The organism is Mesorhizobium sp. (genome assembly GCF_005063415.1).
Classification (GTDB): Bacteria; Pseudomonadota; Alphaproteobacteria; order Rhizobiales; family Rhizobiaceae; genus Mesorhizobium.
Window position 1 is genome coordinate 1 of record NZ_SUEG01000144.1, and the last position, 12874, is coordinate 12874.

Annotated in this window: 13 protein-coding genes; 4 read left to right on the plus strand and 9 right to left on the minus strand. The window is 63.8% G+C overall.

The window, feature by feature from the left end:
- The 6 genes from E5W70_RS26185 to E5W70_RS26210 form a co-directional block, all read right to left on the minus strand.
- A partial coding sequence (locus tag E5W70_RS26185) for a PfkB family carbohydrate kinase (protein ID WP_292663928.1) occupies positions 1 to 223 on the minus strand: 223 nt, incomplete at its 3' end.
- Between the two features lie 30 nt (positions 224 to 253).
- The gene (locus E5W70_RS26190; RefSeq protein ID WP_023721163.1) at positions 254 to 1129 is read right to left on the minus strand and encodes a MurR/RpiR family transcriptional regulator; all 876 of its coding nucleotides are present in this window, start codon (positions 1127 to 1129) and stop codon (positions 254 to 256) included.
- Positions 1126 to 2103, minus strand: coding sequence for an ABC transporter permease (locus E5W70_RS26195; protein ID WP_292663932.1), 978 nt, complete (start codon positions 2101 to 2103; stop codon positions 1126 to 1128). Before E5W70_RS26195 ends, E5W70_RS26190 begins: the two co-directional genes overlap by 4 nt.
- A gap of 16 nt (positions 2104 to 2119) precedes the next feature.
- Positions 2120 to 3646, minus strand: coding sequence for a sugar ABC transporter ATP-binding protein (locus tag E5W70_RS26200; RefSeq protein WP_292663933.1), 1527 nt, complete (start codon positions 3644 to 3646; stop codon positions 2120 to 2122).
- Between the two features lie 70 nt (positions 3647 to 3716).
- Complete coding sequence (locus E5W70_RS26205; protein WP_292663935.1) at positions 3717 to 4775, minus strand: substrate-binding domain-containing protein; 1059 nt, start codon at positions 4773 to 4775, stop codon at positions 3717 to 3719.
- Between the two features lie 40 nt (positions 4776 to 4815).
- On the minus strand, positions 4816 to 5805 hold the full coding sequence (locus E5W70_RS26210; RefSeq protein ID WP_292663937.1) for a sugar phosphate isomerase/epimerase family protein: 990 nt from the start codon (positions 5803 to 5805) through the stop codon (positions 4816 to 4818).
- Positions 5806 to 6052: 247 nt separating this feature from the next.
- Here E5W70_RS26210 and E5W70_RS26215 point away from each other — a divergent pair, with 247 nt between their 5' ends.
- Positions 6053 to 7531 (plus strand): esterase-like activity of phytase family protein, encoded by a 1479-nt coding sequence (locus tag E5W70_RS26215; protein ID WP_292663939.1) that lies wholly within the window; start codon positions 6053 to 6055, stop codon positions 7529 to 7531.
- Between the two features lie 146 nt (positions 7532 to 7677).
- Here the strand turns inward: E5W70_RS26215 and E5W70_RS26220 are convergent, their stop codons facing one another.
- Positions 7678 to 8466, minus strand: coding sequence for a L,D-transpeptidase (locus tag E5W70_RS26220; RefSeq protein ID WP_292663941.1), 789 nt, complete (start codon positions 8464 to 8466; stop codon positions 7678 to 7680).
- A 198-nt stretch (positions 8467 to 8664) separates the two neighbouring features.
- Between E5W70_RS26220 and E5W70_RS26225 the strand changes: the two genes are divergently transcribed.
- Positions 8665 to 10137, plus strand: a complete 1473-nt coding sequence (locus tag E5W70_RS26225) for an MATE family efflux transporter (RefSeq protein WP_292663943.1) — start codon at positions 8665 to 8667, stop codon at positions 10135 to 10137.
- 9 nt (positions 10138 to 10146) lie between these two features.
- Here E5W70_RS26225 and E5W70_RS26230 read toward each other — a convergent pair whose 3' ends face one another.
- Complete coding sequence (locus E5W70_RS26230; RefSeq protein ID WP_292663945.1) at positions 10147 to 11355, minus strand: MFS transporter; 1209 nt, start codon at positions 11353 to 11355, stop codon at positions 10147 to 10149.
- Between the two features lie 156 nt (positions 11356 to 11511).
- Between E5W70_RS26230 and E5W70_RS26235 the strand changes: the two genes are divergently transcribed.
- Positions 11512 to 12087, plus strand: a complete 576-nt coding sequence (locus E5W70_RS26235) for a TMEM175 family protein (RefSeq protein WP_292663948.1) — start codon at positions 11512 to 11514, stop codon at positions 12085 to 12087.
- Positions 12088 to 12185: 98 nt separating this feature from the next.
- On the opposite strand, the gene E5W70_RS26240 is transcribed toward E5W70_RS26235, so the two are convergent.
- Positions 12186 to 12467 (minus strand): hypothetical protein, encoded by a 282-nt coding sequence (locus tag E5W70_RS26240; protein WP_023721174.1) that lies wholly within the window; start codon positions 12465 to 12467, stop codon positions 12186 to 12188.
- A 129-nt stretch (positions 12468 to 12596) separates the two neighbouring features.
- Between E5W70_RS26240 and E5W70_RS26245 the strand changes: the two genes are divergently transcribed.
- The coding region (locus E5W70_RS26245; RefSeq protein ID WP_292663951.1) for an SDR family NAD(P)-dependent oxidoreductase at positions 12597 to 12874 on the plus strand (278 nt) is incomplete at its 3' end.

Here is a 12874-nt window from a genome sequence, read left to right on the forward strand (position 1 = left end):
GAAGCGCGCGGCCGAAATCGTCATCGCCGACGGCACCGATCATTGCCGCACGCACACCGGCCCGCGCTGCCGACACCGCCTGGTTGCCGCCCTTGCCGCCGCATTTTGGCTGCCAGGCATGGCCGGTCACCGTTTCGCCCTTGCGTGGGCGATCGGGGGCTTCGACCATGATGTCGTAATGCAGGCTGCCGAACACGGTCACCAGCGGCGGGGAAGCCGTCATGTGCCGCTGACTTTCACGAGCCGCTTGCCTTCATGAGTTCTTGTCTTTCCGTTTCGAGGTCACCGCCGACATGGTGCGGCCGAGATTGCGCTCCGCTGCCTGGTAGTCGCGTTGCGCGACCGCGACGAACAGCGCGTCGAGAATGTTGAGCTGGGCAATGCGCGCCGCTGCGTTCTCACCCATCAACGGCGAGCCTTGCGCGGTCGAGCAGAGCACGATGTCGGCGACGGCCGCCAATGGCGAGTTGTCATAGTTGGTGATGGCCAGCGTGCGCGCCCCGCTTTTGCGCGCAAGTTGGATGGCGTCGATGACGGCGCTCGTGTTGCCGGAATGCGAGAAGCCGACAGCAATGTCGTCGGCGCCGAGCAGCGAGGCCGACATCAACATCATGTGCGAATCGTCGTAGACAGAGGTGCGGATGCCGATGCGCAGGAATTTGTGCGAAACGTCGCGTGCGATCTGCGCCGAGCCGCCGACGCCGTAGAAATCGCGATTCCTGGCGCGGTAAAGCAGATCGGCGGCGCGGTCGAAATCGTCCATGTCGAGAATGGCCAGCGTCTCCTCCAGCGCCTGGATGGACGTGCGGAACACCTTCTGCACGATCTCGGCCGAACTGTCGTCCACCGACAGCTCCTGATGCATCTCGGCGGTCGGCAGGCGGCTGTATTCATAGACCGCCGTGCGAAAATCGCGATAGCCGGAAAAACCCAGCTTCTTGGCGATCTTGACCACCATCGCCTCCGACACACCGGCCTCCTCGGCGATCTGCTTGAGCGGTATGGTCTCGTCGAAGCCGCGCCGTCCGAACACGGTTTCAACCACCTTCGCCTCAAGCGGCGTCAGATGTGGCATCATCATGCGGATGCGCGGTCCTACAGCTTTCAGGTCCAGCCCGGTCAAGGTCATCCACGTCCCCTCGTCACGCGATCGATAAGCATCGCGGCGAGGATTATAAGGCCAGTTGCGAGGAGCTGATAGAAGGACTGCACGTTCATCAGCGTCAGGCCGTTGCGCATGCTGCCAAGGATGACGGCACCCAGGATGGTGCCGACGACGCTGCCCTTGCCGCCCATTAGTGAGGCGCCGCCGATCGCCGCCGCTGCTATGGCGTCGAGCTCCCAGAGATTGCCCAGGATGGGTTCGGCGGCACCCAGCCGGCCGATCAGGATCTGCGCGGCAAGAGCTGCCAGCAGGCCCGAGATCATATAGGCGGCGATCTTGGTGCGGGCGATCGGCACGCCGGCTATGTAGGCCGCCTCCTCATTGCCGCCGACGGCGAGCAGATATTCGCCGAATGGCGTCTTCTTGAGGATGATCCAGGCAATCAACGCGACCACGGCCACGATGACAACCGCCAACGGCAATCCGAACAGCGAGCCGTTGAAGATGGCACGGAAGCCGGCGGGAAGGCCGAGCACCGGATTGCCGCCGGTATAGATCAACGCCAGCGCCCGGTAGGTGCTCAGCGTGCCGAGCGTGACGATGAAAGGCTGCAGCCCGACATAGGCGACCAGCACGCCGTTGAGCAGTCCGCAGGCAAGGCCGATGGCGAAGCCAGCGGCGATGGCCAGCGGAAACGGCACGCCGGCAACCAGCATCGAGGCCGAGATGACGGCCGAAAGGGCTGCCGTCGGCCCGACGGACAGGTCGATGCCGCCCGAAATGATGACCAGCGTCATGCCCAACGCCAGGCAGGCATTGATGCTCGACTGCTGCAGGATGTTGATCAGGTTACGCTCGGCAAAAAAGCCGGGGACCAGCGCCCCGAAGACGGCAAGGATCACCACCAGGCCGATCAGCGTGCCGGCGTCGCGCACGGAAAACCGGTGCAGGAAATCTGCCCTTGGGCGCGCTGCTGTGTGTTGGGTTATATCGGTCATCCACTGGTCCTGTCCGTTATGCACCGGCCCGATGGCCTTGCGCCTTGCCGGCCTCAATCTCTGTTTGCGGTATGGCGTGCGCGGCGATCGCCTGTTCGCTGAGACTTGCGCGGCCCAATTCGGCGGCGACCGTGCCGTCGCGCATCACCAGAACGCGGTCGGCGAGCCGGATCACCTCGGGGAGTTCGGACGACACGACGATTACCGAATGGCCTTCGGCGGCGAGTTCCTCGATCAAGTGGTAGATCTCCGCCTTGGCGCCGACATCGATGCCGCGCGTCGGCTCGTCGAACAGAAGGATCCGCGTTCCCGCCGCCAGCCAGCGGCCGATGATCGCTTTCTGCTGATTGCCGCCGCTGAACAGCCGAATTGGCCGGTCGAGCAGGAACGGCCGCAAATTAACCCGCTTCATCTTCTCGGCCGCGACCCGTTTCAGCCTGGTGTGATCGATGACGCCGCGCGGTGCGAACACGCCCATCGACGCCAGCGCCATATTGTTGGAGATCGAGCGCAGCGGCACGATGCCTTCGCGCTTGCGCTCCTCCGGCACCAGGCCGATACCGGCAGCGATGGCGTCGCGCGGACTGGAAAGTTTTACCGCCTTGCCGTCGATCTCAACTGCGCCTGAAGAGGCACGGTCGGCGCCGGCCAGCAGCCGCAGCAGTTCGGTGCGGCCCGAGCCGACCAGGCCGGCAATGCCCAGCACCTCGCCGCGATGCAGGTCGAACGAGACGTCATGGACCTTGGTCGGCGAGGCGAGGCCGCGTACGCTCAGCCTGATCTCGGCGGAAGCATGCGAGCGGTGTTGTTCCTGGGCAAGCTCGCGGCCGACCATCATCGAAACGACGGCCTTTTCCGAGACCTGTGCGAGATCGACGGAACCGACCACGACGCCGTCGCGCATTATGGTGGCGCGTTGGCAGATGCCGAACACCTCGTCCAATTTGTGCGAGACATAGACGACCGCGACACCGTCGCGCGCCAGACGGGCAATCACCTCGGCCAGCCGTTCGAACTCGCTCGGCGTCAGGCTCGACGTCGGCTCGTCCATCGCCACGATCCTGGCGCGGTCGAGCAGCGCCCGGCCGATCTCGACGATCTGCCGCTGGGCGACCTTCAGGCTGCCGAGCGGCGCTGCCGGATCGATCGTCGGGTCGATGGCGGCGAGGGCTTCCGCAGCGCGGCGTTCCTGCTCGCGCCGTGCGACGAAGATGCTGCCCCGCGTCAGCGGATGGCCGAGAAACATGTTCTGGGCGACGCTGAGACGCGGCACCTGCTGCAATTCCTGGTGGATCATGGCCACGCCCGCGGCGCGCGCGGCGACCGGATTGTTCAGCGTCACTGGCTTGCCGTCGATCAGCACGCTTCCCGCCGTCGGCCTGTAGACACCCGACAGGATGCGCAGCAGCGTCGATTTGCCGGCGCCGTTTTCACCGAGCAGGCCATGGATTTCGCCGGCTCCGACCGAAAAGGACACATCAGAGAGCGCCCGCACAGCCGGAAATTCCTTGGAAATGCCCTCGAATTGCAGCCGGGGTGACATGGGTTCTATTCTCCGGGCAGAGGTGCCAGCCGTGAGCAATAATGCTCTGGCCGGCACCTGCCCTGTGCCCTTAATTGCCCGCTGCCGCGTCCTCGAGCAGCGCCTTGCGCACGGCGTCGCCGGCGCCGGAATAGCGGTCGGCATTGTCCTTGGTGATCAGCGCCTGCGGCGTGGCGACGACGCGCGGCAGCTTCTGCCCGGCCACCAGTCGCAGCGCCGATTCCAGCGCCACCTCGCCGGTCAGAACCGGGAAGCTGTCGACGGTGCCGGTCAGCTCGCCGGCGCGGATCGAGGCATAGGCGTCGGAGATACCGTCAGTGCCGAAGACGGCGACCTTGTCCTGCAGGCCAGCGGCCTTGACCGCCTCGACGATGCCCAGCGCCATACCGTCATTGTTGGCATAGAAGCCGATCAGATCGGGGTGCTGCTGCAGGATGTTGGTGGCCGCGTCGTAGGAGGTCTGGCGATCCCAGTTGCCGGGGACGCTGGCGACGACGTCGAACTTGCCGGCTTCGGTGATTGTGGTCTTGAAGCCGTCGGTGCGCTGGACGGCGGCATAGACGCCGGCCTGGCCTTCGACGATGGCGACCTTGCCGCCATCCGGCCGGTTCTTGATGAACCATTTGGCGACGCGCACGCCATTGTCGCGCTGGACATTGCCGACATAGTGCTCGGCCTGCGGGATGACCGCGTCATTGACGTTGACCACCGGCACGTTGGCGGCCTTGGCCTGTTCTATGATCGGCTGCAGGTTGGAGTCGGTCTGCGGCGAGACGAGCAGCACGTTGTAGCCCTGTGTGACCAGGCCTTCGGCGATGGTGAGCTGGCCGAGCTGGTCGCCCTCGCTCTGCGCCGCCTGGTAGACGATCGGGACAGCGACGCGGTCGCCGAACGACTTGTAGCCCTCTCCCAGCGAACGCCAGTATTCGTTGGTCAGCGTCTTGGAGACGGCACCCGCCTTGGTGCCGTCGGGCAGCTTCGGGAAGGCGCCGAATTTGGCCTCGAGCTGCGACCAGTCGATGCGATCCTTCTCGGTGTCGGAATTGAGCGGCGCGAGGTCCGCGGAAAACACGGAGCCTATGGACAGCGCCATCAGGGCAGCGGTGGCGGTGGCAAGTAGAAATTTCATGGTCTTTCCTCCCTTGTTGAAAACGGTGATGGCCGCTGCGTCAGCTGTCCGGCCCGAGCATGGCTTCCTGGATTATGGCCTGCGAGCCGACCGCGTCCTGACGGTCGACGGCGGTGGACAGGCGGTTGTCCTTTTCCAGCCGATCGACGACGCGCAGCATGCGCTTGACGGTGGCGATGTTGACTTCGCATTCGTGGACCGGGTCGAGCCCGGTCATATCCGGAAACGTGTCGAAGTAGATTGCCCCGGCATAGCCGTCGCGGCGGATCTGCCTGAGCAGCTCGATCGTCTGCAGCGTGTGCACGGCGCCGACCATCAAGCCGTCGTCGCGCTTGGCGTAGCCGTCGTTGAGGTGCACGCCGAGCAGCTTGCTGTGCCGTGCCACGAGGGCGGCGGCGAAAGCCGGCTGCTCGTCGGCATAGAGCACATGGGCGAAATCGAGCGTCACGCCGAGATTGGGCAGGCCGATCTCGCGGATCGCCAGCAATGTCGTCGCCGCATCGGGCATCAGGCTGTAGGAGCGCGGCTCGTTGGGCTTATATTCAAGGCTGATCTGGCAGCCCGGATCATGCGCCGCTACTTCACGAATGCCATCGATTTCGTGTTGCCAGAGTGTTGCGTAGTCAGCCTGGAAGGCGTAGTCGAAGCCATCCTGCCCCAACCACAATGTCATCAGGCTGGCGCCGGCCTCGCGCGCGGCGTCGATGCCGGCCTTGGTCAGGTCGATGGCTTCGCGGCGAACGGAAGGATCCGGATTGGTGAAGGCGCCGAGCTTGAAGGCCGGGTTAGAGTAGTAGCGCATGGCGAAGCCATTGATGGAAAGCCCGAGATCGCCGAGTTTGCGTGCCATTTCCGCAGGCTTTTCACCGACATGGTCGGGGAAGTTGAGGTCGAGATCGGTCAACTCCGCAACCTTCGCCGCACGTGCCGCCATTTGCAGCATGGACGGTTTGCCGACAAGATCGGGCCACTCGGCCTGTGGCCGCGAGGCAAAGGAATTGAGGCGGGTGGCGAAACGATAGGCAGTCATCGGGGACCTTTCATTGTCATAACTTTACACAAGCATGCTTATTTGTAAAGTTGTTAATTGCTCGCTCGGCGACGACGAATTCGCCATGCCCAGGCCAGTTGCGACCACGGGGGACAAGCAAGCGCGGCACTGTCACGCAAGTATCATGTTCGCGTCCTAGATCGCTTCTCCGAAGGCTTTCGCGGCATCCTTGATGCGACGCGACGCCTTTTCAGATCCCGGCAGCTTCGTCTCAAAGAGGATATCCATGAAAAACCTGCACCGAACCGCGTCCCTCGCCGTCGCGCTGGCGATGTTCACCGCCTTGACGCCGGCCTTGGCTGAAAACGCCGCGACCGTCGACGGCGTCAGCTTCGTCAACAAGGGCCTGGTCGGTGCCGGCCGCATCCCGGCCAGCCAGAAGGACAAGTTCGGCGAGACGTTTGGCTCCGGCTCGGGCATGGCGATCGACGCTGCCGGCTGGACGCATGGCGCCGATGGCTACAAGGGCTCGCTATGGCTGCTGCCGGATCGCGGCTACAATGTCGTCGGGACCACCGATTACCGTCCGCGCCTCAACACGATCGCCCTCGAGTTCGCCCCGATCGCGCCGGGTGCGGCACCGGCCACCGGCCAGGAACAGTCGGGCCTCAAGGCAACCTTAGCCGACACCATGCTTTTGACCGACGATAAGGGCGCCGACGCAACCGGCCTCGATCCGCTCAACGGCGTGCGTGCCGCGACCGACGACATGCCGATCCTGCCCGAAGCCAACGGCAAGCTTGCGCTCGACAACGAGGCGATCGTGCGGCTGCCCGACGGTACGATGTTCATCTCTGACGAATACGGCCCGAACATCTATCGCTTCTCCGCCGATGGGCGTCTGATGTCGGCAACGCAGCCGCCGGCGGCGCTTGTCCCGATGCGTCACGGGACGCCAAACTTTGCTTCCAACAATCCGGGACCTGGCGCGGCGAACCCAGATCCGAAGGATCCCGAAACCGGCCGCCAGAACAACCAGGGCCTCGAAGGCATGGCGCTGACGCCGGACGGCAAGTTCCTGATTGCCGTGCTGCAGTCGGCACCCAGGCAGGATGGCGGCGATTCGCCCGCGACGCGCCAGAACACGCGCGCGCTGGTCTACAATGCCTCGGATCCCGGCCAGCTCAAGCTCGCGCATGAATATGTCGTGCCGCTGCCGGTGTTCACCGATGCCAAGGGCAAGACCAAGATCGCCGCGCAGAGCGAAATCGTGGCGCTGTCGGACAAGACCTTCCTGATGCTGGCGCGCGACAGCGGCAATGGCCAGGGGCTGAAGGGCGACACTTCGCTCCATCGCGAGATCAGCATCGTCGATGTGTCGGCGGCAACCGATATCGCCGGCACAGAGTTCGACAAAAACAAGCCGCTGGCGCCCAAGGGTGAGCTCGATGCATCGGTGACGCCGGCCAAGCTGACGCCGTTCATCGACATCAACGACAAAAGCGAGCTCGGCCGCTTCGGGCTGCACAATGGCGCGCCCAACGACCGCAACAACCTCTCGGAGAAGTGGGAGGCGATGTCGGTGGTGAGCGTCCTCGATCCAAAACTGCCCGACGACTATTTCCTGTTCGTCGCCAATGACAACGACTTCCTCACGCAGGACGGCTTCCAGGTCGGCGCGGCCTACAAGGCCGAGGATGGCGCCGATGTCGACACCATGTTCCTGGTTTATCAGGTCACGATTCCCGGCCTCGCCAAGAAGTAGCGGCACCCATACAGGCGGACGCGCCGAACGCGTCCGCCTGAGCTGGCGCGATTGAACGGTCGTGCGCTTCAGTTGCGGCTCGCCCGCGCAAGAAATGGTCTTAAAGGATCAATGCGCCGTGAAACGGGGTTGCGGCACGAGGGCACTCACTTCAGCATTTCCGCGTCCCTTGGCACGCCCGCATCGATCGGCTCAGCCGTCCTGTTCGACACGGCGGCGATCTTCCCGGCGGCAGACAGGTTCGGGCGCACGAAGACCGGCGCGACGCCGTCGACGCGGCTGTAGAGGTCGATAATGTCCTGATTCATGAAGCGCACACAGCCGGACGAAGCGTTCTTCCCAATGGAATCCCACTCCGGCGTGCCGTGCAGCCGGTACATCGTGTCCTTGCCGTCGCGGAAGAGATACAGCGCGCGAGCGCCTAGCGGGCTGTGCGGGCCGGGCGGCATGCCGTCCTTGTATTTCGCCAGTTCCGGCCGGCGCTGGATCATTTCCGGCGGCGGCGTCCACACCGGCCACTTTTTCCTCGCCTGAACCACGGCGCTGCCGGTCCATCCGAAACCGGCCTTGCCGAGGCTGACGCCGTATCGAATTGCCTTGCCGCCGTCGCGCACCAGGTAGAGGAAGTGCTCGGAAGTATCGACGACGATCGTGCCGGGTTTCTCTCCAGTCGGGTCGGACACGATTTGGCGGACGAATTTCGGATCGATCTTGGCTACCGGGATTGCCGGCAGTTGATAGCCCTCGTCGACGCGCGCCGCATACATGCTTGCGGCATCGCCGAAAGCCGGCTCGCTTGGCGCCGCTGTCACCGGCGGCGCCGCCACGTCCGTCGTGGTGCACGCCGAAAGAGCCACGGAGGCCGCGCCCAGAGCCGATGCACCAAGAAACGCGCGCCGGTTCAGACGCTCAAAAAACAACGGAATATCGGACATGAGCCCCCCGGCTTGCCCATGAGATCCAGGAAATGCGGTCTCACGCGTCCGTGGTCAATATCCGATTACGGAAGCTTTGAGAACATGCTTAGATCAAGGCACGCCAGGCGGAATTTGCAGCGCCGCATCGACCCGTTCCGTTAAATCGGCAATCATTGCGGACCGGACTCAAGACAAGCCTTCGCCGAGCTACCTGCCATGGATGACAACATGCCCGCGCGCCGGCGGACCGGCGACCTCACCAGTGGGCCTATCCCGCGCACCCTTTTACTGTTTGCCCTGCCGGTGCTCGGCTCCAATGTGCTGCAGTCGCTCAACGGCTCGATCAATGCCGTGTGGGTCGGCCGTTTCCTCGGTGAAGCGGCGCTGACCGCCACGTCCAATGCAAACCTCGTGCTGTTTCTCATCCTCGGCACCGTCTTCGGCATCGGCATGGCGGCGACCATCCTGGTCGCGCAATCCGTCGGCGCTCGTGACCTGCCCGAAGCCCGGCGCATCGTCGGAACCAGCGGCACCTTCTTCTTCCTCGTCTCGGTGGTGTTCGCGGTCTGCGGCTGGATCTGGGTCGATGCGATCCTCGATGCGCTCGGCACGCCGGCCGATGCGTTGCCGCTGGCGCGCTCCTATCTGCGCATCATCTTCCTGGCCGTACCGATGATGAACCTGCTGTCCTTCGTCATGACGGTGCTGCGCGGCGCCGGCGATTCGCGCACGCCTTTCCTATTCATGGCACTGGCCGTCGTGCTCGACGTCGTTTTGAACCCGTTGCTCATCCTCGGCATCGGCCCGTTCCCCGAACTCGGCATCGCCGGCTCGGCCACCTCGACGCTGATCGGCCAGACGGTAAGCGTGGTTGCCATCCTGATCGTGCTTTATGCGCGCAAGCACCCGCTGCGGCTGGCCGGCGCTAATCTCGCTCTGCTGCAGCCGGACCCGGCGCTGCTGCGCATTGTCGTCTTCAAGGGCGTACCGATGGGCCTGCAAATGATCGTCGTCTCGGCAGCGGCGCTGACGGTGATGGGCATGGTCAACTCGTACGGCTCGCAGGTCGCGGCTGCCTACGGCATAGCCGCACAGCTCTGGACCTATATCCAGATGCCGGCGCTCGCCATCGGCGCCGCGGTCTCGTCCATGGCGGCGCAAAATGTCGGCGCTGGGCGCTGGGACCGGATCGGCCGCATCGCCACCTCCGGCGTCGGCTTCAACCTTGTGCTCACCGGCGTGCTTGTCGCGCTGCTGTTCGTATTCGATCGTGCGGTGCTCAGCCTCTTCCTCGGCAGCGACAGTGCAGCAATCGACATCGCCACTCACATCAACAAGATCGCGTCGTGGTCCTTCATCCTGTTCGGCATCACCATCGTGCTCTTCGCCACCGTGCGTGCCACCGGCGCGGTGATGCCGCCGCTGATCATCCTGGTGATCTCGGTGCTGCTGGTGCGCACCAGCTTCGCCTATTTCTTCCGAAGCGTGATCGGCGAGGAAGCGCTGTGGTGGAGCTTTCCGGCCGGCTCGATAACCTCGCTCGTGCTGGCCGCGGCCTATTATCGCTTCGGCCGCTGGCGCAGCCTGCACATGATCGAGAGCCGGCCGGCTGCCGGCGAACCGCCGGATACCGGCCTCGGCGTACCGCGCCAGCGCGCCCATCTTTCGCCCGAGACACCGGACGGCTGAAAGGTCGGCTCAGCGCGCGTATTTCGCGCCGAACCCGAGCGCCACCAGAGAAAATGTGACGATCATGCCGGCAAAGGCCAGGCTCGCCACGGTCGCGCTCGCCACGGTCGACAGGATGCCGATGCCGATGACCGGCAGCGCGTTGCCGCAAAAACAGCAGATGAAGAAGGCGGAGACCACTTCGGCGCGCCGGTCCGCCGGCGCGATCTCGTTCACCACTTGCAAGCCGCCGCGATAGCCGAGCGCTGCCGCCACGCCGCACAAGGCGGTCCCGGCAATCATTATGGCCATCGAGGCGAAGACCTGCGCCGCAACAATCAGCGCGACGGTTGGGATCATCAGCGCAAGCGCTGCAAACATCGCGGCTCGGCTCGAAAGACGTGTCGTCGCCACAATGGTGGCGGCCGCCACGATCGACAATTCAAAGAACAGAGCGCCGGCTACGGCATGGTTGATTACGTGCAGCTGCTGCGCCAGAATGCTCGGCGCGAGTGCTGCATAAAAGCCGACCAGCGCCATTGCGCCAAAGCCGGTCACCGCCGGTGCGACGAAACCCGCGCGGATGTCATCAGGCACGGAAAGCCGCGGCCGCATCGAAACGTCAGCCAGTTTCCCCGGCCGCGAAACGGTTTCCCGCGTGCGCCAGACCAGCAGGGTTACAGTCGCGAGCATCGCCAGGTAGACGACGAATGTCAGCCTGAGCGGCCAAGGCGGGTATTCGGCGAGCAACCCGGCCCCCAGCGCACCAAGGCCGAGGCCGAGAAAATTGGTGCTGGTGGCAATCGTCGCCGCCTGTGACTTGTCGTCGGTCGGGAGCAATTCGGCGAGCCAGGCGGTGCCGGTACCCGCGCCGACTCCGATTCCCAATCCGCTCAGAATTCGGGCGATCTCGAGCCAGGCGACATTTTCGGCGAACAGGAAAACCACCGCGCTGACGACGGCCACCGCCATCCCCGCTAATGCCATCGGACGGCGCCCGATGGCATCGGACACACGCCCTAACATCAGAAGCGCTGCCAGATTGCCGATGACATAGACGGCGTAGACCAGCGTCAAAGTGATCTGCGAGAAACCGAAGACCTGCTTGTAGATGATATAAAGCGGCGTCAGCGCCGTGCTGCCGGCGAAAAGAGCCGCGATCATGGCGGCCACGGCGGCCGCTGCGGCGCTGCCGACGAGTTCGTGATCGCGCGTCATGACTTGAGCGTGAGCTGTCATTTTTTCGACCTTTTGCTGTTCGGGATCTGAAATCCTAACGCCTTTTTCGCGTCAGCCGTTCCCCCTCCCCGACTTGCTCCTGACAAGTTTGGCAGCTTTGCCGATGGCGCTGAGCGAGATCCTCTTTTAACTTCAGCGGATTGTCAGGGGAGATTCATGGGCAAAGGACGGGTCGAGGCATTCACCGATGGCGTAGTCGCCATCATCATCACCATCATGGTGCTGGAATTGAAGGTGCCGCATGGCGAGGATTTTTCCGCGCTTGCACCACTCTGGCCGATATTCCTCAGCTATGTGCTGTCCTTCATCTATGTCGGCATCTACTGGAACAATTTGCACAACATGTTCCATGCCGTGCAGCGGGTCGACGGCCGCGTGCTGTGGGCGAACCTCAACCTGTTGTTCTGGCTGTCGCTGATGCCGGCGACGACAGCCTTCATGGGCGAGAACCATTTCGCGCCGGTGCCTGTCGCCGTCTATGGCATCGGCCTGGCGCTCTGCGCCGTCGGCTTCAACATCCTCACCATGGCTCTGCATCGGCTGCACGGCAGCGAGACCCTTTTCGCCAGGGCGTTGGGCAATGACCTCAAGGGAAAGATCTCGCTGGCCCTCTATATCTCCGGCGTCGCACTGACCTTCGTCAATCACTGGATCGGTGTCTCGATCTACGTTCTCGTGGCGCTGATCTGGTTAGTGCCGGACAGGCGCTTCGAGCGGCTAATCGAGAAATAGACAGACCATGATCCCGAACCGAAGGACCGCGTCAGCGAAAGTGGATGCCAGTTTTCGGAAAAGATCATGAGAAGACAGAGCCCCATACCAAACAGGCTCTAGCCCCGCATTTCTTTCAGCTTTTCCGCTACCGAAGCGGCAAGGTCGGCATAGCGCTCCTCCAGCCGCTCGGCCGCCTTGATCACTGAAAAATCGTGGCCGAACTTTTCCAGCGCCATACGCAGCTTTTCGACGAACTCCGCCTGTTTTTCGAGCGCCGAAAACAGCGTTTTCACTTGCGCTTCGCTGATGTCGGGATTGGCAAGCATTTGCGGCACTTCGCGGCTCATCTGGTCGCCGGTTGCGGTCTGTTCTTTCAGGATCTCGATCCAGTCGGTCAATCGCTAGGTCTCCTTTTCGATATCAGCATGCGCAGCGCCCGCCGACGCGGTCAACCCGAAGATGCCGGCACCGGCTTGCGCGAGCCTCTTTCCGCGCTAAGTTCGCCGCGGCCAGAACAGGAGAAAATCATGACCCCCGACGCCGAGATCCAGACCGCCCTGCCCGCACTTGCTTCCGGCAACGTTGCCGTCATCACCGGTGGGGCCAGCGGCATCGGCCTTGCCGCGGCCAAACGGCTGGCGGCGATGGGAATGAAGATCGTGCTGGCCGATATCGCCGGCGCACGCCTCGATGAGGCCCGGCACGCCGTCGCCGCTATCGCCGGCGACAGCGCCGTGCTTGCCGTCGCCACCGACGTCTCGAAAGCCGACGAACTCGACCGGCTGGCCGAAAGGACATCCGGCAC

What these genes read in the sequence shown, in the direction of transcription:
- E5W70_RS26190 (WP_023721163.1), bottom strand. Translation starts at nt 1,129, where the DNA reads ATGACCTTGACCGGGCTGGACCTGAAAGCTGTAGGACCGCGCATCCGC.
- E5W70_RS26195 (WP_292663932.1), bottom strand. Translation starts at nt 2,103, where the DNA reads ATGACCGATATAACCCAACACACAGCAGCGCGCCCAAGGGCAGATTTC.
- E5W70_RS26200 (WP_292663933.1), bottom strand. Translation starts at nt 3,646, where the DNA reads ATGTCACCCCGGCTGCAATTCGAGGGCATTTCCAAGGAATTTCCGGCT.
- E5W70_RS26205 (WP_292663935.1), bottom strand. Translation starts at nt 4,775, where the DNA reads ATGAAATTTCTACTTGCCACCGCCACCGCTGCCCTGATGGCGCTGTCC.
- E5W70_RS26210 (WP_292663937.1), bottom strand. Translation starts at nt 5,805, where the DNA reads ATGACTGCCTATCGTTTCGCCACCCGCCTCAATTCCTTTGCCTCGCGG.
- E5W70_RS26215 (WP_292663939.1), top strand. Translation starts at nt 6,053, where the DNA reads ATGAAAAACCTGCACCGAACCGCGTCCCTCGCCGTCGCGCTGGCGATG.
- E5W70_RS26220 (WP_292663941.1), bottom strand. Translation starts at nt 8,466, where the DNA reads ATGTCCGATATTCCGTTGTTTTTTGAGCGTCTGAACCGGCGCGCGTTT.
- E5W70_RS26225 (WP_292663943.1), top strand. Translation starts at nt 8,665, where the DNA reads ATGGATGACAACATGCCCGCGCGCCGGCGGACCGGCGACCTCACCAGT.
- E5W70_RS26230 (WP_292663945.1), bottom strand. Translation starts at nt 11,355, where the DNA reads ATGACAGCTCACGCTCAAGTCATGACGCGCGATCACGAACTCGTCGGC.
- E5W70_RS26235 (WP_292663948.1), top strand. Translation starts at nt 11,512, where the DNA reads ATGGGCAAAGGACGGGTCGAGGCATTCACCGATGGCGTAGTCGCCATC.